The following is a 21847-nucleotide window of genomic DNA, read 5'->3' as shown; positions in this document are numbered from 1 at the left end:
GCGTCACCGCGCCGTGAACTTGATGCCGACGGCGGTGACCACCACGTTCACGACGAACAGGGCCATAAAAGCGAAGACTACGGTCTGATTCACCGCATCACCGACACTCTTGGGACCACCTTTGACATTCAGGCCCAGATAACAGGCGACCAGTCCGGCGATCAGCCCGAACAACCCGGCTTTCACCTCCGAAATGATCAGCTCGGGCAGATGGGTGAGCAGCGTGATGCCATTGACGAACGCGCCGGGGTTCACGTCCTGCAGATACACCGAGAACAGAAATCCGCCGACTATGCCGATGGTGCACACCAGGCTGTTGAGCATCAGCGCGACGAACATCGAGGCGAGCACCCGGGGCACCACCAGGCGGTGTACCGGATCGATGCCCAGCACTCGCATCGCGTCGATTTCCTCGCGAATGGTGCGTGCGCCCAGGTCGGCGCAGATCGCGGTGGCGCCGGCCCCCGCGACGATGAGCACGGTGACGATCGGCCCTACCTGGGTGACCGCGCCGAAAGCCGCTCCGGCCCCGCTGAGGTCGGCCGCGCCGATCTCGCGCAACAGAATGTTCAGCGTGAAGCTCACCAGAACGGTGAACGGAATGGCCACCAGCAATGTGGGCACGATCGAGACCCGCGCGATGAACCAGGACTGGTCGATGAACTCCCGCCATTGAAAGGGTCTGCGCACGCTGGCGCGTGCGACATCGGCGGTGAGTTCGAAGAATCCACCGACTGCCCGCAACGGCACGGCAAGGACCTCGTTCATCCGCGATCCTCCTTGCTCAACCGGCGTACACAGCACACGGCGCGAATCAACCGTGGCCGCACCGCCGGAACGATTAGAACATGTTCACCGTGTTGCCGGTAGCCCTTTTCGCACATTTGACGTGCAATATTTCGAAAGATCGGCATATAAATTTGGAACCGGTGTCAGTGAGAAATGATCCCACCTTTGTGAGGTAGGACATAACCCGTCCCTATGTCTACCAAGCGCCGATCCCTTGATCAACAGTTGGACAGCTGATCAGTAGCGCATCTGCGGCGCCCCGCCCCCACTCACCCCAGCTCGGTCAGCGAGGATGCCGAGAAGGTTCGCCCATCCGGACGATCGGCGAAGTAGCCGCCCAGCGTGTCGGCCAGCTCCTGGGCCGACCACTGCCCCGCGTCCGCGTCGAACCGGCGCTCGACGACCGGCGCGGCCATGAGCGCCACCATCCCCCCGTAGACGATGAACAGCTGCCCGTTCGCGGCATCCGCCGCCGGCGAAGCCAAGTAGGCGACCAGCCGGGCCACGTGCTCGGGCGACAGCGGGTCGACCCCACCCTCGGGAGCGGGACTGAACACCGCCTCGGTCATCGCGGTTCGCGCCCGCGGAGCGATCGCGTTGGCGCGCACTCCGTAGCGCGACAGCGCCCGCGCGGCGGAGAGGGTCAGCGCGGTGATGCCCGCCTTCGCCGCGCCGTAGTTCGCCTGCCCCTCCGGGCCGAGCAATCCGGCCTCCGACGAGGTGTTGACCAGCCTGCCGTAGACCGGCGCGCCCGCCTGCTTCGACTTGCCGCGCCAGTAGGCGGCGGCATTGCGCGACAACAGGAAATGACCGCGCAGGTGCACCGCGAGCACGGCGTCGAAGTCCTCGTCGGACATGTTGAACAGCATCCGGTCGCGGGTGATGCCCGCGTTGTTGACCACGATGTCGACCGACCCGAAAGACTCCTCCGCGGTGCGGATGAGCGCATCGGCGGTCGCACGCTCGGCGATACTGCCCGCGACGAACTCCGCCTTGGCGCCGAGCGCCCGGATCTCGCCCAGCGTGTCGGCGACCGCGTCCGACTCCGAGAGGTCGTTGACCACGACCGACGCGCCCGCCCCGGCCAGCGCGAGCGCTTCGGCCCGCCCAAGTCCGGCGCCGCCGCCGGTCACGATCGCTACTCGGCCCGCCAGGCTCAGATCATTGCTCACGCGGCCGACTCTAGAACGTGTTCCAACTTACGGCAAGGGTCGTTCACTGCAGACGCAGCGCCGCCTTGGGGCACTGCGCCACGGCGTCCTCGACATCGGCGAGCCGATCGTCGGGCACGTCGGCGTTCGCGATGTGCAGTACGTCCTCGTCATCGAGTTCGAACACGTCGGGGGCGATTCCGACACAGATTCCATTCGCTTCGCACTGATCCGGATCGACACTGATCTTCATGGCAACTCCTTTACCACCGCTCTGGCCGAAGCCTAACAAGCCGATCCGCTCCACCGGGGCGGCATCGGGGGGATTCAGTATCAATACTGGAACATGTTTCAGTCCATATGCAATGATCGGGGGAACCCGATCCAACGAAGGCTCGGTCCTGTCCACCCCGCCGACTCCGTAAGCTCCGTCGGCCGACCACCCCCCATGAGGTATTGCCATGCGCATTGCGTACACGCCGCAACAGGAGCAGCTGCGCGCGGAGTTGCGCGACTACTTCGCGCGGCTCATCACTCCCGAACGCAGGGAGGCCCTGAGTGCGCAGACGGGCGAGTACGGGCAGGGCAACGTGTACCGCGAGGTGGTTCAGCAGATGGGCCACGACGGGTGGCTGGCGCTGGGCTGGCCCAAGGAATACGGCGGCCAGGACCGCCCCACGATGGACCAGTTGATCTTCACCGACGAGGCCGCGATCGCGGGCGCGCCGGTGCCGTTCCTGACCATCAACTCGGTCGCGCCCACGATCATGCATTACGGCAGCGAGGAACAGAAGAAGTTCTTCCTGCCCAAGATCGCGGCCGGTGAACTGCACTTCTCGATCGGATACTCCGAGCCGGGCGCGGGCACCGACCTGGCCAGCCTGCGCACGAGCGCGGTACGCGACGGCGACGACTACGTGATCAACGGCCAGAAGATGTGGACCAGCCTGATCGCCTACGCCGACTACGTCTGGCTGGCGGTGCGCACCGATCCGGCGGCCAAGAAGCACAAGGGCATCAGCATGCTCATCGTGCCGACCACCGCCGAGGGCTTCTCCTGGACGCCCGTGCACACCATGGCCGGGCCGGACACCAGCGCCACCTACTACCAGGACGTGCGGGTGCCCGCGAGCGCGCTGGTCGGCCAGGAGAACGGCGGCTGGGCGCTGATCACCAACCAGCTCAATCACGAGCGCGTCGCGCTGACCTCGGCCGCGCCGCTGGCACTGGCGTTGCGCCAGACCGTCGAATGGGCGAGCGACACCAAGGCCGGTGACGGCTCCCGCGTGATCGATCGGGAATGGGTGCAGCTCAACCTGGCCAAGGTGCACGCCAAGGTCGAATACCTCAAACTGCTGAACTGGGAGATCGCCAGCCGGGCGGACGCGGGCGGCGACGCGGCCCCGCGGCCGTGGGACGCCTCGGCCTGCAAGGTGTACGGCACCGAACTGGCCACCGAGGCCTACCGGTTGCTCATGGAAGTGCTCGGCCCGCAGGCCTACCTGCGCCAGGACTCCCCCGGCGCGCAACTGCGCGGACGCCTGGAGCGGATGCACCGCGCGGCACTCATCCTCACCTTCGGCGGCGGCACCAACGAGGTGCAGCGCGACATCATCGCCATGACCGCCCTCAAGCAGCCCGCCGCTGCGCGCTGATCGAAAGCAGGGACCCACCATGGATTTCACCCCCACCGAAGCCCAACTCGATCTCGGCCGGCTGACCGGCGAGGTGTGCGGCAAACTGGTCACCGCCGATCGGCTGCGCGAGCTCGACAACAGCCGGGGCGGCGAGGCGGGAGCGGGCACCGAGCGGTTCGACCAGCCCCTGTGGAGTTCGCTGGCCGAGACCGGTGTGCTCGCGGCGGCACTGCCCGAGGCGGTCGGCGGCAGTGACCTCGGCGCGCTCGAGCAGACCGCCATCCTGCGTGAGCTGGGCAAGCATCTCGCGGCCGTGCCGTACCTGTGGTCGATCGTGCTCGGCGCGGGCGCGCTGGCGCGATTCGGCGATGCGGCGCAACAGGATCTGGCCACCCGGGCGGGCGCGGGCAGCGTCATCCTCACGGTGGCGCTGGCCGAGGAACGCAACTGGGAACCCGCAACGCCGACCACCACCGCCGTGGAGACCGCCGATGGCTGGCGGCTGACCGGCGCCAAGACCACCGTGCCCTTCGCGAACCGGGCGGAGCGAATTTTGGTGCCCGCCACGGTGTCCGGGACGACCGCGGTGTTCCTGGTCGATCCCGCGACGGCGACGGTGACTCCGCAGCAGGTCGTCGACCGCAGCCCGGAGTTCGCGGTCGAGTTCACCGATACGCCCGCCGAACTCGTCGGCGCCGTCGCCGACGGCGCGGCGATCCTGGACTGGATCCTCACCCGCGCCTGGCTCGGCCTGAGCGCCTCGCAGCTCGGCACCCTGGAACGGGCGCTCGATCTGGTCGCCGAGTACGCCAGGGAGCGTGAGCAGTTCGGCAAGGCGGTCGGCAGCTTCCAGGCCGTCGCCCAGCGGCTCGCCGACGCCTACATCGACGTCCAGGGCCTGCGCCTGGCGGTAACCCAGGCGGCATGGTTGCTGTCGGAGGACCTGCCCGCGGCGGAGGCGGTGCACACCGCCAAGTTCTGGGCCGCCGACGCGGGCCACCGCGTGGCGCACACCGTCGTCCACGTGCACGGCGGCGTCGGCATCGACCGCGACCACATCGTGCACAACTACTTCACCGCCGCCAAGCACAACGAGTTCGCCCTCGGCGCGAGCACCGACCACCTCCGCGCCCTCGGCGCGTTGCTGGCCACGTAGCCGCATCCGAACGAGTCGGCCCGCACGGCGTCCTGCCGCGCGGGCCGATGTGCGTCTCGTAGCGTGTCAGCTCTCGAACTTCGCCAAATGCTCTGCGATTGCCGGTACGTCCAACACACCCTGACATACATCGAGCACGAACTGCTCAGCGTCGTCGACGTCGAAGCGCGGGTCCAGCCGATGACCGTTCATCTGCAGGAAAACCCAGCTGGCATACCACGCCAGTCGCTTGTTGCCGTCGACCAAGCCGTGGTTGCGGGCGATCGACTCCATCAGCGCGGCAGCCTTCTGCCATACATCGGGGTAGGCATCCTGTCCGAACACGCTGGACCGCGGGCGCGCCAGCGCGGAGTCCAGCAAGCCGTAGTCGCGCACCGTCGGAGTGCCCAACCGCTCCGCGAGATTCAGCAACTCGGGTAGCGTCAGGTACTCCATCAGGCCAGCCTCCGGTTCAGCTCCTCACTGACGCGCAGGACATGATCGGCTGCCTCGTTGAACAGTCTGGAATGCTCGTTGATCGCCTTGATCACAGCATCGTGGACGAACTGCTGCATACTGCGGCCCTCAGCCTCCGCACGTTCGCGCAAGGCGCCCAGTTCCTGGTCGGAAAATCGAATGTTCAGGCCGGCCATAGCCACATAGTACTACGTGGTACCACCCGATACCGCTCCACTCTCAATCGGCCGGAATCGACCTCAGATAGCGCTGAAGGGTGGGGCCGACCTCGGCGATGATCTGGTCTCGGGTCAGGGCGACGACCGGGCGCAGGCGCAGGACGTAGCGGCACAGAGCCAGGCCCAGCATCTGGGTGACGATCAGGCCACCCCGGCGGGGGGCGTCGGCGGGATCGCCGAAACGCAGGACGGCGGGCAATATCTGCTCGGCGAAGATGGCGCGGACGCGTTCGGCGACCGCCTCGTCGGTGATCGATGAGCGCAGCAGAGTCAGCAGCACCTCCTGGTTCGGCTGCTCTTCCCAGATTTCGAAGAAGCGACGCACCAGCAGCTCGCCCAGGAGGTCCGGCTCCGCGGAGCCGAGATCGGGCAGATCCAACCGCACGTCGACCGCGGCCGCGAAGAGCCCGTCCTTACTGCCGAAGTACCGCATGACCATGGACGGATCGATGTCGGCGTCGGCGGCGATGGCGCGGATGGTCGCCTTGCGAAAACCCTCGGCGGCGAACCGCGCGCGGGCCGCCTCCAGAATCGCCGCACGCGTGGCGTCCGAGCGGCGAGCGGGGGCTTGATCAGGCTCGACAGTCATGCCAACAAGTGTAGGCCAACAACTGTTGACTTCCTAGCCCGGTCGGGGCTACGGTTATGCCAACAAACGTTGGCCTACAAACGTTGACTTGAGGAGTTCCGATGAACGCCACGCCGAGCGCGCTGCCCGCCACCACCTCCGTCGTGATCGTGGGCGCGGGGCCCGCCGGGCTCACCGCCGCCATCACGCTGGCCGACGCGGGTGTGGATTTCGTCCTGCTCGATCGGCTGAGCGAAGGCGCGAACACCTCGCGTGCCGCCGTAGTGCACGCCAGGACGTTGGAGGTGCTCGAGGAGCTCGGCATCGCCGAGGAACTGGTCGCCTCCGGTGACGTCGTCGCGCGCTTCACCGTGCACGACGGCGATCGCACCCTGGCCACCATCGACTTCGACGGCCTGCCGACGCGGTACCCGTACACCCTGATGACGCCGCAGGACACCACCGAGGCGGTGCTGCTGAAGCGGCTGCGGAAGGCAGGGGGCGACGTGCACCGGCCGTACACGGTCAGCCGGGTCGCCGAACAGAACGAAGGCGTCACTGTCGAATACACCGACGCCGCGGGCACGCCGGGCAGCATCCGCGCCGATTACGTCATCGGAACCGACGGCATGCACAGCGTCGTCCGGGAGCAAGCCGGCATCGGGTTCACCGGTGCCACCTACCCGGAATCCTTCGTCCTCGCCGACGTGCGGATGGACTGGCCGATCCCGCGCGACGAGGTGGCCCTGCATCTTTCGCCGGAGGGGGTCACCGTGGTCGCGCCGCTGCCGGACGAGAACGAGCCGAACCGCTTCCGCGTGGTCGCCACTCTGGAAACGGCGCCCGAGCACTCGACCGTCGCGGACGTTCAGGCTGTACTGGACGCCCGCGGTCCCGGTGGCGCGGTACGGGTGCGCGAGGTGCTGTGGAGCTCGCGCTTCCGCGTGCACCACCGTGTCGCCGACCATTACCGCAGCGGCCGGATCCTGCTCGCGGGCGACGCCGCCCACGTGCACAGCCCGGCGGGCGGCCAGGGCATGAACACCGGCATCCAGGACGCCGCCGCCCTCGGTCCCTTGCTGGTCCGAGTACTCGCCGGCGAGCCCGGCGCCTTGCTCGACGAGTACGAGACCAGCCGCCGCCCCGTGGCCCTCGGCGTCGTCTCGTTCACCGACCGCATGACCAAGATGGCGACCCTGCGTCAGCGCCCCGCCCGCGCCCTGCGCAACCTGATCCTCACCACCCTGGCCCGCGTCCCCGCCTTCCGCTACCGCCTCGCCTACCAGCTGGCCGAACTCGCCAACCGCTGAGGACGCGTGACCGACCTATTTCCCGCCCGCCACCGCGTGGTCGTCGGCTGGGCGGGACTGGGTTTGCTCCTTGGCCCAGCGGTAGTCGGGCTTGCCCGCCGGGGAGCGCTTGATCTCGTCGACGAACCACAAGCTGCGCGGCAGTTTGTACGGTGCGATCTCCTGGGTGAGCATGGGCCGCAGCTCCTCCAGGGTGGGGCGGGACTCGCCCCGGCACTGCACGACCGCGACCACCCGCTGGCCCCAGCGCTCGTCCTCGATGCCGACCACGAGCGCGTCGAAGATCTCGGGGTGTGTCTTGAGCGCGCCCTCGACCTCCTCGGGATAGATCTTCTCGCCGCCGCTGTTGATGCTGACCGAGCCGCGGCCGAGCATGGTGACCGTGCCGTCCTCCTCGACCCGGGCGAAGTCGCCGGGAATGGCGTAGCGGATCCCGTTGAACTCCTTGAAGGTCGCCGCGCTCTTCGCCTCGTCCTTGTAGTAGCCGAGCGGGATGTGCCCGCGCCGGGCCAGGATGCCGACCTGGCCGGAGCCGGGCCGCACCGGATCGCCGTTCTCGTCGAGCACGTCGGTGGAGGCGTCGATCTTCACGCGCGGCCCTCCGGTGTGCGTCGCCCCCTTGGCCACGATGGCGATACCGCCGAAACCGGTCTCCGAGGAGCCGATCGAATCGGAGATCATCCGGTTGGGCAGCAGCTCGAGGAACTGGTCCTTGAGCGCGGGCGAGAACAGCGCGGCGCTGCTGGCCATCACGTACAGACTCGAAAGATCGTAGGGCTGCCCGGTCTCCGGGTTGCCCTCGATCAGCGCGTCGAGCATGGGGCGCGCCATCGCGTCACCGGTGATGAAGATCAGGTTGATCTTGTGCTTGTCGATGGCCCGCCACACGCCGTGCCCGGAGAACTCCGGGATCATCACGGCCTTGCCGCCGCCGAACAGGCTGTGGAACGTGGCCCACTGCGCGCCGCCGTGGATCATCGGCGGAATCGGGAACCGCGTCATCGGCGGGCTGCCCGCGCCGACTTTCGCCAGTTCCCACTCGTCCTGGACGTATTCGCCGGTGATGAAGTTGATGCCCGCGCCCAGCACGCGCCACACGTCCTCCTGCCGCCACATCACGCCTTTGGGCATGCCGGTGGTGCCGCCGGTGTAGACCATGTACAGGTCGTCCGGGGAGCGTTCGCCGAAGTCGCGCTCACCCGAGGACTGCGCGAGCACCGTCTCGTAATCCGCCGAATCCGCTGCGGTGGGAATCGTGCCGGTCGTATCGTCGTCCACGACGACGACGGTGCGCAGCTGCGGAGTCTTCGGACGCACGGCCGCGACCCTGTCGCTGTAGCGCCGCTCATGGATCAGCGCGACCATGTCCGAGTTGTCGAAGATGTATTGCAACTCGTTCTCGACGTATCGGAAGTTCACGTTGATCATCACGGCCCGCGCCTTGAAGATCGCGACCATGGCCTCGACGGCCTCGATCGTGTTGCGTGAGTAGATGCCTACCTTGTCGCCCGGCTGGACTCCCTGTTCTTGCAGGTAATGAGCGAGTTTGTTGGCCCGCTCCTCCAACTGGGCGTAGGTGACCTCGCGGCCGTCGTCGGCCAGCGCGACGCGGTCGGGCATCAGGTCGACGGCATGTTCGACAAGGTCCGCTATGTTGTAGCTCACAAGCTTAAAAATAGAACGTGTTACTGTTTCTGACAAGGCTCGAAGTCAGGAGAAATCAGCGATGCCGCACTGCCTCGTCGAGAAGCGCGACCATGTCCTCATCGTCACCATGAACCGGCCCGAGGCGCGCAACGCGCTGTCCGGGGAGATGATGGCGATCATGAAAGACGCCTGGAACCAGGTGGACGACGATCCGGACATCCGGGTGGCGATCCTGACCGGCGCGGGCGGCGCGTTCTGCGCGGGCGCCGATCTCAAGGGCATGACCTCCGAGCACCCCGGCGACACCATCGACGGCGGCGGCTGGAATCCGGCCAAGCTGGAGGCACTGCTCAAGGGCCGCAGGCTGACCAAGCCGCTGATCGCGGCGGTCGAGGGCCCGGCCATCGCGGGCGGCACCGAGATTCTGCAGGGCACCGACATCCGCGTCGCTGGGGAGAGCGCGAAATTCGGTGTGTCCGAAGCACGATGGGGACTGTTCCCGCTGGGCGGCTCGGCGGTGCGGCTGGTCCGCCAGATCCCCTACACCATCGCGGCGGAAATCCTGCTCACCGGCAGGCACCTCACCGCGGCCGAAGCCAAGGAGATCGGCCTGATCGGGCACGTGGTGCCGGACGGCTCGGCACTGGACAAGGCGCTGGAGATCGCCGGGCAGATCGCCGCCAACGGCCCGCTCGCGGTGCAGGCCATCCTGCGCACGATCCGGGAGACCGAGGCCATGCCCGAAGAGGACGCCTTCCAGATCGACGCCGAGCTCGGCATGACGGTGTTCCGCTCGGCCGACGCCAAGGAGGGCCCGCGGGCGTTCGCGGAAAAGCGCAAGCCCTCTTTCACGGGAAACTGAGGATTCGGACAGGAGCCCGGCGCCCCCGGTGCGCGTACGCATCGGGGGCGACCCCTCGCCGGGCTCAGTCGGCGCCCGGGTAATCCATCCAGAACGGCTCCCACTGGTGGCCGTCCGGGTCGATGAAGGTGCGGCCGTGCATGCCGACCTGCGCCTCCTGCGCACGCTTGTCCTCGTTCACCTCTTCGGTGCCGCCTGCCGCCAGCGCGGCGGCGGTCAGGTTGTCGACCTCGGCGGCGCTGCCGAGCGCGAGCGCGTACGCGGCGCCGATCGCCGCCGTGGTGTCGGCGACCGGCCGCTTGCTGAAGGTGGTGAAGAAGTCCTTGATGAGCAGCATCAGGCAGATGTTGTCGTCGACCACGATGCAGGCGGCGTTGTCGTCGGTGAACTCCTGGTTGACCTTCCAGCCCAGCGCTTCGTAGAACGCCTTCGACCGGTTCAGATCGGCGACCGGGAGATTGATGAAGATCATCTTGCTGCTCATGGCCTCTTCCTCTCGAGCAAGTCCGTTTCGTGTCACCGGATATGACGGGCCACCCACCGCGAACTCATCGGTGACACGTCCCACAGGCCGGACAGGTTTAACGATCTTGATCAGCGCGGCCCTCGAGTTCGAGGGCCTGTTTTGTGTCGGTGGCCTGTGGCAGGGTGACTCCCATGAACGACTCGTCCGGCTCCCCTACCGGCCTCGCTCCCGATGTGCTCGCGGCGTTCGAGACCCATCGCAGGGAACTGTGCGCGTACGCCTACCGCATGCTCGGCTCCTCCTTCGAAGCGGAAGACGCCGTGCAGGAGACCTATACCCGGGCGTGGAAGTCCTATGACTCGTTCGAGGGCCGCGCCAGCCTGCGCTCCTGGCTGTACAAGATCACCACGAACGTCTGCCTGGACATGCTCGACGGCCCGCAGCGCCGGGCCCGGCCGATGGATCTGTCCGGTCCGTCGCGGCCGGATTCGCCGCTGCCCGCGCCGCAGCCGGACTACGTCTGGATCGAGCCCATCCCGAACGCGCTGGCTTTCGGCGCCGATCCGGCCGAGCACGCCAGCACCAAGGACACGCTGCGCCTGGCGTTCGTCGCCGCTTGCCAGCATCTGCCCGCCACCCAGCGCGCGATCCTGATCATGCGCGAGGTATTGCGCTTCTCCGCCAACGAGACCGCCGAGGCGCTCACCATGTCGCCCGCGTCGGTCAACAGCGCGCTGCAACGGGCGCGCGCCACCATGTCCAAGGTGCAGCCCGCGGCCACCGACACCTACGACGAGGCCGACGAGGACCAGCGCCGACTGGTGGACGACTTCGTCAAGGCGTTCGAGGCCTACGACATGGACACGCTCACCACCTTGCTGAAAACAGATGTGGCGCTATCCATGCCGCCGATCGAGCTGTGGATCTCCGGCCCGGAGAACGTGGCCGCGTTCATGCTCGGGCACGGAAGCGCTTGCCGCGATTCGCGAATGGTCCGCTTGGAGGGCGCCAACGGCCTGCCCGCCTTCGGCCACTACAAGCCGGGCGACGAGCCGGGCGTGTGGGTGCCGTGGTCGATCACGGTGCTGGAACTCGACGGCGGCACCATCGCCGGGCTGAACTTCTTCCTCGACACCGAGAAGCTGTTCCCGCTGTTCGGCCTCGCGCCCGAACTGCGCGAGAGCGTCTGACCCTGAGCGCGCGAATGCGCCCTTCGCAGTGATCACGAAGGGCGCATTCGCTTTCGGCGTCGTCGAGTAGCCGAACCGCAGCCCCAGCGGGCCGGCTACTCGACCGCCGGGCCTCCGCCGGACCCGGGCAGGCTCTCGCCCGAGGCCGTCCGGCGGCGCGTGTCAGGACGCGGGGATGTACCGCTCACGGAGCTTGCGCTTGTAGAGCTTGCCGTTGGGGTCGCGCGGCAGTTCGGGGAGATAGTCGATCGACTTGGGCATCTTGTACTTCGCCAATTGCGTGGCGGCGAAGGCGAGAAGCTCCTCGGTGAGCGCGTCGCCGGTGGCCGCCCCTTCGGCGGGCTGCACGACCGCCTTCACCTCCTGGCCCCAATCCGGGTGCGGGATACCGAAAACCGCCACGTCGGCGACCTTCGGGTGGGTGATCAGAACGTTCTCGACCTCCGCCGGGTAGATGTTCACGCCGCCGGACAGGATCAGGTCCGAGCGCCGGTCGTGCAGGTAGAGATAACCGTCCTCATCGAGGTGCCCGATGTCGCCGACGGTGAACAGGTCGCCGACACGCGAGTCCTCGGTCTTCGCCTTGTCGTGGTGGTACTCGAAACTCGAAGCGCCCATGCGCATGTAGACCAGACCGGTCTCACCCGCCGGGACCTCGGAGCCGTCTTCCTCGCTGAGCACCTTGATCACCGACCACGGCCACGCCTTGCCGACCGAGCCCGGCTTGCGCAACCATTCGGAGCCGTTGATCACCGTGCCGCCGCCCTCGGTGGCCGCGTAGTACTCGGTGACCGTCGGCCCCCACCACTCCAGCATCTGCCGCTTGGTCTCCTGCGGGCAGGGCGCGGCGCCGTGCACCATGCTGCGCAGCGAGGACACGTCGTACTTGGCGCGCACCTCCTCCGGCAGCGCGAGCAGGCGGTGGAACTGCGTGGGCACCATGTGGCTGTGCGTCACCCGGTGCTTGTCGATCAGCCGGAGCATGTCCTCGGCGTCCCAGCGATCCATCAGAACGAGCTTGTGGCCCAGTTGGATCGAGATGGTGGCGAAGTTCAGCACCGCGGTGTGATACAGCGGCGAGCCGCAGATGTGCACATGGTCGTCGTAGGGCGCGAGTTCGAACAGGCCGAAGAACGCGGTGGTATGCGGCGGAACGACATCGGGGTCGGCTCCGGTCAGCGGACGGCGGACACCCTTGGGCCGTCCGGTCGTCCCCGACGTGTACAGCATCGGCGCGCCCGTGCTGCGGTCGGACGGGCGTCCGGTGTCCGCCGCGCCGAGCCAGGCCAGCGACTTGAAGCCCTCGATCTCGCCCACCGCGAAGCGCGCCGTCGCGGGCAGCCCCGCCTCGTCGGCGGCGGCTTTCGCGGCGGCGGCGAAACGATCGCTGGCGATGAACGCCTTGGCCTCGCTGTCGGCCAGGATGTAGGCCACCTCCGGGCCGGTGAGGTGCCAGTTCACCGCGACGATGTACAACCCGGACTGGTAGGCGGCGAAATAGGCCGCGATCGCCTCCACGCAGTTGTGCACCATGCTGACCAGCACGTCACCGGTTTTCAGGCCCAGCCCGCGCAGGCCGGTGGCGTAACGATCGGCGAGCGTGGCCAATTCGCGATACGTCACCTCCCGGCCCCAGGGATCGACCATCGCGATCCGATCGGGTTCGGCTTCGGCGATGTTCCACAGACCGAGAATTTTCACTGACTCCTGCGTTGGGGGCTGGTGAGGAGGCGGAGCCGACGGGGCGGGTGAGGCAGTCACCCCATTGAATCTAGAACGTGTTCTACTGTTCGACAAGGGGGGCGAGCCGATGCAATTGCGCGACATCGGGAACCGACACCAGCATCATCGTGACGCCCGCGGCCTCCCACACCCGCAGTTGCTTGCGGACGTGCTCCTCGTCGCCGATGATCGCGGTGTCCAGAATCAGCTCGTCCGGCACCACCGCCGCCGCCTCGGCCTTCTTGCCCGACTGGAACAGCCGGCCGATCTCGTCGACCTCGCGGTCGTACCCCATTCGCCGGTACACCTGGGCGTGGAAGTTCAGCTCGGGCGCCCCCATGCCGCCGATGTAGAGCGCCATGATCCAGCGCATCCGCTCCAGCTCGCTCGCCGGATCGTCGGTGATCACCACCTGGCAACTCGCGGCGATCTCGAAATCGTCCCTGCCGCGCCGCGCCCCCGCCCGCGCGAAGCCCTCGTCGAGCCAGTCGTTGTACATCCCGGCCAGCCGGGGCGCGTAGTAGATGGCCAGCCAGCCGTCGGCGATCTCGGCGGTGAGCGCGACGTTCTTCGGACCCTCGGCACCCAGCCAGATCGGCAAATCCGCACGTAGCGGATGCACGATCGGCTTCAGTGGCTTACCCAGGCCGGTCGAGCCCGGCCCGGTGTACGGCAGCGGATAGTGCGGGCCGTCATTGGTGACCGGCGCCTGGCGGGCCAGCACTCGGCGGACGATCCCCACGTACTCGCGGGTGCGTTGCAAGGGCTTGGCGAACGGCTGGCCGTACCAGCCCTCCACCACCTGTGGACCCGAGACGCCCAGGCCGAGGATGGCGCGTCCGCCGCTGAGGTGATCGAGGGTCAGCGCGTGCATGGCGGTGGCGGCGGGCGTGCGCGCCGACATCTGCACCACCGACGTGCCGAGGCGTACCCGCCGCGTGGACGAGCCCCACCAGGTGAGCGGGCCGAAGGCGTCCGACCCCCAGGACTCGGCGGCGAACACGGCGTCGAACCCGGCTTCCTCGGCCGCCGCCACCAGCTCCCCCGCGTTCGCGGGCGGTTGGGCCATCCAGTACCCGAGTTGCAATCCGAACTTCACGCCGGACCCCTTTCCGATCAACTGCTTGCCACCAGAGTTAGAACCTGTTCTACTCGATATCGTGACTCAGGGGAATACTGCATCCACGGCAATCGCTGGTGGTAGCGGCACGGCATTGAACACAGCCGCCGTGCCCGATGTACTCAGCGCGCCCCTACGGATGCGTTTCGATTACACCCGCTCCGTCGGATCCACCATCGGGAATTTTCTGACCCAGTTGCGCGACCACAAAATCGTCGGCGCGCGCGGCTCGGACGGCCGGGTGATCGTGCCCCCGCCGGAATACGACCCGATCACCGCCGAACCGCTGACCGAATTCGTCGACGTCGCCGACACCGGCACCGTCGAATCGTGGACCTGGGTGCGCGAGCCGCTGCCCGGCCAGCCGTTCGACCGCCCGTTCGCCTGGGCGCTGATCCGGCTGGACGGCGCGGACACCACGCTGCTGCACGCGGTCGACGTCGCCGCGCCCGAGGACATCAGCACCGGCTTGCGGGTGACCGCACGGTGGGCCGAGCAGACCGAGGGCAGCATTCGCGACATCGTCTGCTTCGAGCCGGGCGAGAACTCCGCCGCGCCGGTCCAGGCCGCGTCCGCCGACCCGGTGGCCGTGATCACCACGCCGGTCGATTTGTCCTACAAGCACACCGCGTCCCCGCAGGAAACCGTCTACCTGCGCGGACTCGCCGAGGGCAAGCTGATCGGCGCGCGCACCGACGCCGCGGGCAAGGTGTACTTCCCGCCGCGCGGCGCGAACCCGACCGACGGCAGGCCGACCGACGAGTTCATCGAGCTGCCCGACCGCGGCACGGTGACCACCTTCTGCATCGTCAACGTGCCGTTCCTCGGGCAGCGGATCAAGCCGCCGTACGTCGCGGCGTACGTACTGCTGGACGGCGCCGACATCCCGGTGCTGCACCTGGTGCTCGGGTGCGAGGCGAGCGAGGTGCGCATGGGCATGCGGGTGGAGGCGGTGTGGAAACCGCGCGAGGAGTGGGGCTACGGCCTGGAGAACGTGGACCACTTCCGCCCCAGCGGCGAGCCGGACGCCGAATACGAGACCTACTCCCATCACCTCTGAGAGAGGCGCACGTTGACTGACAACGCCACCGACATCGCGGTCGTGGGTTTCGCCCACGCACCGCACGTGCCGGAGACCTTCGGCACCACCAATGGTGTCGAGATGCTGGTGCCCTGCTTCCAGCAGCTCTACGACCGACTCGGCATCACCAAGGCCGATATCGACTTCTGGTGCTCGGGCTCGTCCGATTACCTTGCCGGACGCGCGTTCTCGTTCATCTCGGCGATCGACGCCATCGGCGCGGTGCCGCCGATCAACGAGTCGCACGTGGAGATGGACGCGGCGTGGGCACTGTACGAGGCGTGGGTGAAACTGCGCTCGGGACAGGCGACGACGGCGCTGGTCTACGGCTTCGGCAAGTCCTCCGCGAGCACGCTGCGCCAGGTGCTCACCATGCAGCTGGACCCGTACCTGGTCGCGCCGCTGTGGCCGGACGCCTGGTCCATCGCGGGCTTGCAGGCGCGCGCCGGCCTGGACGCGGGCCGCTGGACCGAGCGGGACATGGCGGCCGTGGCGGCGAGCGACTCCGGTGACGTGGACAGCCTGCTCGACCAGCCGTATGTCGCCGATCCGCTGCGCGCGCACGATATCGCGCCGATCACCGACGGCGCGGCCGCGATCGTGCTCGCCGTGGGCGACCGAGCCCGCGAACTGTGCGAGCGTCCCGCCTGGATCACCGGCATGGCGCACCGGGTCGACACTCCGGTGCTCGGCGCGCGCGACCTGAGCGTCTCACCCTCGACGGCGGCCGCCGCCCAGGCCGTCACCGGCGGCGATGTCAGCGGCTTCGACATCGCCGAGTTGCACGCCCCGTTCAGTCATCAGCAGTTGATCCTGGCCGAGGCGATCGGGCTGAAGAACGGCACGACGCTGAATCCGTCCGGCGGCGCGCTCGCGGCCAACCCGATGTTCGCCGCAGGCCTGGAGCGCATCGGCTTCGCGGCCGAGGCGATCATCGCGGGCTCGGCGAATCGTGCGCTGGCCCACGCCACCAGCGGCCCCGCCCTGCAGCAGAACCTCGTGACCGTTTTGGAGACCCGATGACGACTACAGCTGGGGGCTTCCCTGCCGCGGTGCTCGGCACCGGACAAACCCATCACGTGACGAAACGAACCGACGTGTCCATGGCCGGCATGTGCCGTGAGGCGATCGACCGCGCCCTCGCCGACGCCGGTCTCACCATCGCCGACATCGATGCGGTCGTGGTCGGCAAGGCGCCCGATCTGTTCGAGGGCGTCATGATGCCCGAGTTGTTCATGGCGGACGCTCTGGGCGCCACGGGAAAGCCGCTGTTGCGCGTGCACACCGCCGGTTCGGTCGGCGGGTCCACCGGCATCGTGGCGACCAACCTGGTGCAGGCGGGTGTGCACAAGCGCGTGCTCGCGGTGGCCTGGGAGAAGCAGTCGGAGTCCAACGCCATGTGGGCGCTGTCGATTCCGGTGCCGTTCACCATGCCGGTCGGCGCGGGCGCGGGCGGGTACTTCGCGCCGCACGTGCGCTCCTACATCCGCCGCTCCAACGCACCGGGCCACATCGGCGCCATGGTCGCGGCGAAGGACCGCCGCAACGGCGCCAAGAACCCGCTGGCCCACCTGAAGCAGCCCGACATCACCCTGGAATCGGTGCTGGCCTCCCAGATGCTGTGGGACCCGATCCGCTTCGACGAGACCTGCCCCTCCTCCGACGGCGCGTGCGCGATCGTGCTCGGCGACGCGGACGCCGCGGCCGAGGTGGAGGCCACCGGCCGTAAGGTCGCCTGGGTGCACGCCACCGCGATGCGCACCGAGCCGACCACGTACGCCGGACGCGACCAGGTCAATCCGCAGGCAGGCCGGGACGCCGCCGCGGCGCTGTGGGAGGCGGCGGGCATCACCAACCCGCTCGAGGAGATCGACGTGGCCGAGATCTACGTCCCGTTCTCCTGGTTCGAGCCGATGTGGCTGGAGAACCTCGGCTTCACGCCGCAGGGTGACGGCTGGAAGCTCACCGACAAGGGCGAGACCGAGATCGGCGGCACCCTTCCGGTCAATCCGTCCGGCGGCGTGCTGTCGTCCAACCCGATCGGCGCGTCCGGGCTCATCCGGTTCGCCGAAGCCGCCAAGCAGGTCATGCAGCGCGCCGGGGACTATCAGGTCGAGGGCGCGCGCAAAGCGCTCGGGCACGCGTACGGCGGTGGTTCGCAGTACTTCTCGATGTGGGTGGTCGGATCGGAGCGGCGGTGACCGCGCTGAAGTTCACCGTCGGCATCGCGCTGAGTCCCCTGGACCAGCTGTCCGAGCTCGCGAAAACCGCCGAGGAGTGCGGCTTTTCGTCCATCGCACTGCCGGACTCGCTGTTCTACATGAAGTCGGCCTCGGCGAAGTACCCCTACACCGCCGACGGCAGCCGGTTCTGGGGACCGGACACCCCGTGGGTCGACCCGCTCATCGGCGCGACCGCGATGGCGGCCGTCACCAGCCGCATCCGCTTCTACACCAACGTGCTGAAGCTGGGTTCGCGCAATCCGCTGCTGCTGGCCCGGCAGGTCGGCTCGGTGGCCAACCTGTCCGGCAACCGCTTCGGTTTCGGCGTCGGGATCGGCTGGGCGCCGGAGGAATTCGAGTGGTGCGGCGTGCCGTTCGCGCGCCGCGGCGCTCGGGTGGACGAGATGATCGAGGTCATCAAGCTGGTGCTGGCCGGCGGCATGGTCGAGTACCACGGCGAGTTCTTCGACTTCGATCCGCTGCAGATCAGCCCGGCGCCGAGTGCGCCGGTGCCGTTCTACATCGGAGGGCACACCGACGCGGCGCTGCGCCGCGCCGCACGGGTGGGCGACGGCTGGACCTCGGCCATGATGACCTACGACGAACTGCGACGCACCATCGGCAAGCTCGACGCGCTGCGCGCCGAGTACGGCCGCGCCGACGAGCCGTTCGAGATCCAGGCGGTGTGCGTCGACCGGTTCGGCCGGTCCGGCTATCAGGACCTCGTGGACGCGGGCGTCACCGACGCGATCGTGGTGCCCTGGCTGGCCGATGGCATCGGTTTCGACGGCGAACTCGCCGCCAAACAGGATTCGCTGCGCAAGTTCGCCCAGCAGTACATCGCCGAACCCATAGTCGCCGCATGAGGCCCACGCACTGGCCGAGGGAGGCCATATGACCACCACCACCGAGCATCCGGCCAGGGCCGCGGGCCTGGCCTCGCAGGCCGCCGTGCGAGCACGCGACAAGCAGGCCTGGGTCGCGCTGTTCGCCGAAGACGGCATCGTGGAGGACCCCATCGGCCCTTCGGGCTTCGATCCGGAGGGCAAGGGCCACCGCGGCACGGAGGCCATCGCCGCGTTCTGGGACAAAGCGATCGCGAAGACCGACCTGATCGAGTTCCTGTTCGGCGACTCGTTCGCGTGCGGCAACGAGGTCGCCTTCACCGGCACGATCCGCAGCACCATCGGCGGTCACCGGATCGATGCCGACGGGGTGTTCACCTACCGGGTGGACGACGCGGGCAAGATCGCCGCGCTGCGCGCGTTCTGGGAGGTCGATCGCGCCATGAAGACCGCGCGACCGGTCGACTGAGGTAGCGGGCACACGAAAGGGGCCCTCGCACGGTGCGAGGGCCCCTTTCGTGTCTCAGTGCGCGACCGGGCAGGTCTTGTAGTCGACCGGGAACTCCTTGATCCCGTTCAGCCAGCCCGAACGCAGCCGCTTCGCGTCGGCGATCTTGGTGATGTCGGGCAGGTGATCGGCGATCGCGTTGAAGATCAGGTCGATCTCCAGCCGGGCCAGGTTCGCCCCGATGCAGAAGTGCGCGCCGGTGCCGCCGAAGGCCAGGTGCGGGTTGTCCTTGCGCATGATGTCGAACTTCTCCGGCTGGTCGAAGACGTCCTCGTCGAAGTTGGCCGCGCGGTAGAGCATCACCACCCGCTGGCCCTTCTTGATCTGCACGCCACCGAGTTCGGTGTCCTCCAGCGCGGTCCGCTGGAACGAGGTGACCGGGGTGGCCCACCGGATGATCTCGTCGGCGGCCGTGGCGGGGCGTTCCTTTTTGAACAGCTCCCACTGGTCCGGATTCTCCAGAAACGCGATCATGCCGTGCGAGATGGCGTTGCGGGTGGTCTCGTTGCCCGCGACGGCGAGCATGATCACGAAGAAGCCGAACTCCTCCTCGGTGAGCTTGTCACCGTCGACGTCGGCCTCGATCAGCGTGGTCACGATGTCGTCGGCCGGGCACTGCTTGCGCGAGGCCGCCATCTGGTAGGCGTAGCCCAGGATCTCCGCCGACGCCGCGACCGGGTCGGCGGTGCTCTCCGGGTCGTCGTAGCCGGTCATGTCGTTGGACCAGCTGAAGACCTTCATCCGGTCTTCCTGCGGGACGCCGATCAGCTCGGCGATGGCCTGCAGCGGCAGTTCACAGGCGATCTGGGTGACGAAGTCCCCGGAGCCGGCTTCGGCCGCCGCTTTGACGATCGATTCCGCGCGTGCCGACAGCTCCGCGCGCAGGCCGTTGATGGCCCGGGGGGTGAAGCCGCGGGAGATGATCTTGCGCAGCTTGGTGTGCTCGGGGGCGTCCATGTTCAGCAGGACGATCCGCTGCAGCTCGATCTGTTCGCGGGCGATGTCGTCGTTGAACCGCGGGATGGCGGTGTTCTCGAAACTGGAGAACACATCGCTGCGCCGGGAGACCTCCTTGACGTCGGCGTGCTTACTGACCACCCAGAAGCCGTCGTCGTGGAAGCCGCTGACGTCCGGCGACTGCGGGTTCCACCAGATCGGCGCCGTCCTGCGCAGTTCGGCGAACTCTTCGACCGGAACACGCTCGGCGTAGATGTCCGGGTCCGTCACGTCGAACCCGTCCGGGAGATTCGGCCGGGCATTCCGAGTGTCTACCACCAGATGTCTCCTTCGACAAACTGAAACACGTTCTATAATCATTGAAGCACAGGCGCGAGTATGAGGAAAGAAACCGGACAGATCCGCGCCTGGCGAGCGCTATGAACGCGTTTCAGTTTTCTGTCCCATAACGAGAGGTTGGACATGGGCACACCTGTGATCGTCGAGGCCGCACGGACCCCGATCGGCAAGCGCGGCGGCTGGCTGGCCGGCCTGCACGCGGCCGAACTGCTCGGCGCGGCGCAGCGCGGACTGCTCGAGCGCGCGCACCTGGACCCCGCGCAGGTCGAACAGGTCATCGGCGGCTGCGTCACCCAGGCGGGCGAACAGTCCAACAACGTCACCCGGGTCGCATGGCTGCACGCGGGTCTGCCGTGGCAGGTCGGCGCCACCACGATCGACACGCAGTGCGGCTCGGCCCAGCAGGCCAACCATCTGATCGCGGGCCTGATCGCGGCCGACGCCATCGAGATCGGCATGGCCTGCGGCGTGGAGGCGATGAGCCGGGTTCCCTTGGGCGCCAACGTCGGTGCGAACGCCGGACCGCGCAGGCCCGCGTCGTGGGACATCGACCTGCCCAACCAGTTCGAGGCGGCGGAGCGAATCGCCAAGCGGCGCGGCATCACTCGCGCGGACGTGGACGCGTTCGGCGCGCGCTCGCAGCGCCTGGCGGGGCAGGCATGGGCGGAAGGCCGATTCGATCGCGAGGTGCTCACCGTCACCGCTCCCGCGGTAGACAAAGAGGGCAATCCCACCGGCGAAAAGCTCGACGTGTCCCGGGATCAGGGACTGCGCGAGACCACCGTCGAGGGCCTGGCGAAGCTGAAGCCGGTACTGGAAGGCGGCGTGCACACGGCGGGCTCGTCCTCGCAGATCTCCGACGGCGCCGCCGCGGTACTGCTGATGGACGAAAAGGCCGCCCAGCGGGCCGGTTTGCGGCCGCGGGCGCGGATCGTCACCCAGGCGGTGGTCGGCGCCGAGCCCGAGTTCCACCTCGACGGCCCGGTGCAGGCGTGCACCAGGCTGCTGGAGCGGTCCGGCATGAGCATCGGGGACATCGACCTGTTCGAGATCAACGAGGCGTTCGCGTCGGTCGCGCTGTCCTGGGCCTCGGTCCATCGGCCGGACATGGACCGGGTTAATGTCAACGGCGGCGCCATCGCCCTCGGGCATCCGGTCGGCTCCACCGGATCACGCCTCATCACAACGGCTTTGCACGAGCTCGAACGCTCCGACCGCGCCACCGCAATGGTTCTCATGTGCGCCGGTGGCGCACTCGCGACAGGAACGATCATCGAACGTTTGTGACTTCAACCATTTCGTGCGCGTTGGTTGAACGTTCATCCCCTAGGGGCACAAACGTGTCGTACGCCACACAAACTCATGTACCGTCGAGTCCATGAGACGTCAGCTATCTTGCGGCTATCAAGACCCCTTGCGTCGAGACCGCAGCGACGGGCCAGAACCGGTTCGTACTGCGGCTTCTCGAGAGGCCTTGGCGTGACCCGCAAACGCGACCGTCCCAGTGCCTTCGCCGCCATCCGACCTAGAAGCTTCAAGGAAATCCGGAATCAGGCGTAGGTTTTCAGTTACTGAGCCGCTAATATCAATGATACGTATCCGA

The 21847-nt window shown here is 67.8% G+C and carries 22 protein-coding genes; 11 read left to right on the top strand and 11 right to left on the bottom strand.

Annotation, left to right across the window (positions count from 1 at the left end; translation table 11 throughout):
* Positions 1 to 3: 3 nt before the first annotated feature.
* The 3 genes from LTT66_RS15785 to LTT66_RS15775 form a co-directional block, all read right to left on the bottom strand.
* Positions 4 to 768 carry an MlaE family ABC transporter permease gene (locus LTT66_RS15785; RefSeq protein WP_181718959.1) on the bottom strand — a complete coding sequence of 255 codons (765 nt, stop codon included), beginning with the start codon at positions 766 to 768 and terminating at the stop codon, positions 4 to 6.
* Positions 769 to 1058: 290 nt separating this feature from the next.
* Positions 1059 to 1961 (bottom strand): 3-oxoacyl-ACP reductase, encoded by a 903-nt coding sequence (locus tag LTT66_RS15780; protein WP_233068234.1) that lies wholly within the window; start codon positions 1959 to 1961, stop codon positions 1059 to 1061.
* Positions 1962 to 2004: 43 nt separating this feature from the next.
* Positions 2005 to 2193 (bottom strand): ferredoxin, encoded by a 189-nt coding sequence (locus LTT66_RS15775; RefSeq protein WP_043686375.1) that lies wholly within the window; start codon positions 2191 to 2193, stop codon positions 2005 to 2007.
* 208 nt (positions 2194 to 2401) lie between these two features.
* On the opposite strand from LTT66_RS15775, the gene LTT66_RS15770 reads away from it, so the two are divergent.
* Entirely contained in the window at positions 2402 to 3595 is a 1194-nt protein-coding gene (locus LTT66_RS15770; RefSeq protein ID WP_233068232.1) for an acyl-CoA dehydrogenase family protein, read from the top strand.
* 19 nt (positions 3596 to 3614) lie between these two features.
* Positions 3615 to 4733, top strand: a complete 1119-nt coding sequence (locus LTT66_RS15765) for an acyl-CoA dehydrogenase family protein (RefSeq protein ID WP_233068223.1) — start codon at positions 3615 to 3617, stop codon at positions 4731 to 4733.
* Between the two features lie 66 nt (positions 4734 to 4799).
* On the opposite strand, the gene LTT66_RS15760 is transcribed toward LTT66_RS15765, so the two are convergent.
* From LTT66_RS15760 to LTT66_RS15750, 3 genes are read right to left on the bottom strand one after another with little or no spacing between them, the layout of a single operon-like run.
* Positions 4800 to 5171, bottom strand: a complete 372-nt coding sequence (locus tag LTT66_RS15760) for a type II toxin-antitoxin system death-on-curing family toxin (protein ID WP_233069279.1) — start codon at positions 5169 to 5171, stop codon at positions 4800 to 4802.
* On the bottom strand, positions 5168 to 5365 hold the full coding sequence (locus LTT66_RS15755; protein ID WP_233068221.1) for an antitoxin Phd: 198 nt from the start codon (positions 5363 to 5365) through the stop codon (positions 5168 to 5170). The genes LTT66_RS15760 and LTT66_RS15755 overlap by 4 nt, the downstream gene beginning before the upstream one ends.
* Before the next feature lie 43 nt (positions 5366 to 5408).
* Positions 5409 to 5996 carry a TetR/AcrR family transcriptional regulator gene (locus LTT66_RS15750; RefSeq protein WP_233068219.1) on the bottom strand — a complete coding sequence of 196 codons (588 nt, stop codon included), beginning with the start codon at positions 5994 to 5996 and terminating at the stop codon, positions 5409 to 5411.
* A gap of 101 nt (positions 5997 to 6097) precedes the next feature.
* Between LTT66_RS15750 and LTT66_RS15745 the strand changes: the two genes are divergently transcribed.
* On the top strand, positions 6098 to 7285 hold the full coding sequence (locus LTT66_RS15745) for an FAD-dependent monooxygenase (protein WP_233068217.1): 1188 nt from the start codon (positions 6098 to 6100) through the stop codon (positions 7283 to 7285).
* Positions 7286 to 7300: 15 nt separating this feature from the next.
* Here the strand turns inward: LTT66_RS15745 and LTT66_RS15740 are convergent, their stop codons facing one another.
* Positions 7301 to 8950, bottom strand: coding sequence for an acyl-CoA synthetase (locus LTT66_RS15740; protein ID WP_233068215.1), 1650 nt, complete (start codon positions 8948 to 8950; stop codon positions 7301 to 7303).
* Positions 8951 to 9011: 61 nt separating this feature from the next.
* Between LTT66_RS15740 and LTT66_RS15735 the strand changes: the two genes are divergently transcribed.
* A complete protein-coding gene (locus tag LTT66_RS15735) occupies positions 9012 to 9794 on the top strand; it encodes a crotonase/enoyl-CoA hydratase family protein (RefSeq protein WP_233068213.1) in 783 nt (260 codons plus the stop codon).
* A 64-nt stretch (positions 9795 to 9858) separates the two neighbouring features.
* On the opposite strand, the gene LTT66_RS15730 is transcribed toward LTT66_RS15735, so the two are convergent.
* Positions 9859 to 10278, bottom strand: a complete 420-nt coding sequence (locus LTT66_RS15730) for a VOC family protein (protein WP_233068210.1) — start codon at positions 10276 to 10278, stop codon at positions 9859 to 9861.
* Between the two features lie 173 nt (positions 10279 to 10451).
* On the opposite strand from LTT66_RS15730, the gene LTT66_RS15725 reads away from it, so the two are divergent.
* Positions 10452 to 11450, top strand: a complete 999-nt coding sequence (locus LTT66_RS15725; protein WP_195066661.1) for a sigma-70 family RNA polymerase sigma factor — start codon at positions 10452 to 10454, stop codon at positions 11448 to 11450.
* 162 nt (positions 11451 to 11612) lie between these two features.
* Here the strand turns inward: LTT66_RS15725 and LTT66_RS15720 are convergent, their stop codons facing one another.
* Complete coding sequence (locus tag LTT66_RS15720; protein WP_233068208.1) at positions 11613 to 13151, bottom strand: acyl-CoA synthetase; 1539 nt, start codon at positions 13149 to 13151, stop codon at positions 11613 to 11615.
* An 82-nt stretch (positions 13152 to 13233) separates the two neighbouring features.
* On the bottom strand, positions 13234 to 14271 hold the full coding sequence (locus tag LTT66_RS15715) for an LLM class F420-dependent oxidoreductase (RefSeq protein WP_233068206.1): 1038 nt from the start codon (positions 14269 to 14271) through the stop codon (positions 13234 to 13236).
* Between the two features lie 160 nt (positions 14272 to 14431).
* Between LTT66_RS15715 and LTT66_RS15710 the strand changes: the two genes are divergently transcribed.
* From LTT66_RS15710 to LTT66_RS15690, 5 genes are read left to right on the top strand one after another with little or no spacing between them, the layout of a single operon-like run.
* Positions 14432 to 15352: a Zn-ribbon domain-containing OB-fold protein gene (locus tag LTT66_RS15710; RefSeq protein WP_195066841.1), complete on the top strand. Its 921-nt coding sequence runs from the start codon at positions 14432 to 14434 to the stop codon at positions 15350 to 15352.
* A gap of 12 nt (positions 15353 to 15364) precedes the next feature.
* Positions 15365 to 16396, top strand: coding sequence for a thiolase domain-containing protein (locus LTT66_RS15705; RefSeq protein WP_233068204.1), 1032 nt, complete (start codon positions 15365 to 15367; stop codon positions 16394 to 16396).
* Positions 16393 to 17574: a thiolase domain-containing protein gene (locus LTT66_RS15700; RefSeq protein ID WP_043686342.1), complete on the top strand. Its 1182-nt coding sequence runs from the start codon at positions 16393 to 16395 to the stop codon at positions 17572 to 17574. The genes LTT66_RS15705 and LTT66_RS15700 overlap by 4 nt, the downstream gene beginning before the upstream one ends.
* Before the next feature lie 5 nt (positions 17575 to 17579).
* Positions 17580 to 18461, top strand: coding sequence for a TIGR03619 family F420-dependent LLM class oxidoreductase (locus LTT66_RS15695; protein WP_043686390.1), 882 nt, complete (start codon positions 17580 to 17582; stop codon positions 18459 to 18461).
* A 28-nt stretch (positions 18462 to 18489) separates the two neighbouring features.
* Positions 18490 to 18909 carry a nuclear transport factor 2 family protein gene (locus tag LTT66_RS15690; RefSeq protein ID WP_043686340.1) on the top strand — a complete coding sequence of 140 codons (420 nt, stop codon included), beginning with the start codon at positions 18490 to 18492 and terminating at the stop codon, positions 18907 to 18909.
* A gap of 54 nt (positions 18910 to 18963) precedes the next feature.
* Here the strand turns inward: LTT66_RS15690 and LTT66_RS15685 are convergent, their stop codons facing one another.
* Positions 18964 to 20265, bottom strand: coding sequence for a cytochrome P450 (locus LTT66_RS15685; protein WP_233068202.1), 1302 nt, complete (start codon positions 20263 to 20265; stop codon positions 18964 to 18966).
* Positions 20266 to 20367: 102 nt separating this feature from the next.
* Here LTT66_RS15685 and LTT66_RS15680 point away from each other — a divergent pair, with 102 nt between their 5' ends.
* Positions 20368 to 21531 carry a steroid 3-ketoacyl-CoA thiolase gene (locus tag LTT66_RS15680; protein ID WP_233068199.1) on the top strand — a complete coding sequence of 388 codons (1164 nt, stop codon included), beginning with the start codon at positions 20368 to 20370 and terminating at the stop codon, positions 21529 to 21531.
* The last annotated feature ends 316 nt before the right edge of the window (positions 21532 to 21847 follow it).

Origin of the sequence: Nocardia gipuzkoensis, assembly GCF_021183645.1 — a bacterium.
In the GTDB taxonomy this organism is placed as follows: domain Bacteria; phylum Actinomycetota; class Actinomycetes; order Mycobacteriales; family Mycobacteriaceae; genus Nocardia; species Nocardia abscessus.
The sequence above is the reverse complement of the archived record's forward strand: the minus strand, read 5'-3'. Positions and strand labels throughout refer to the sequence as shown.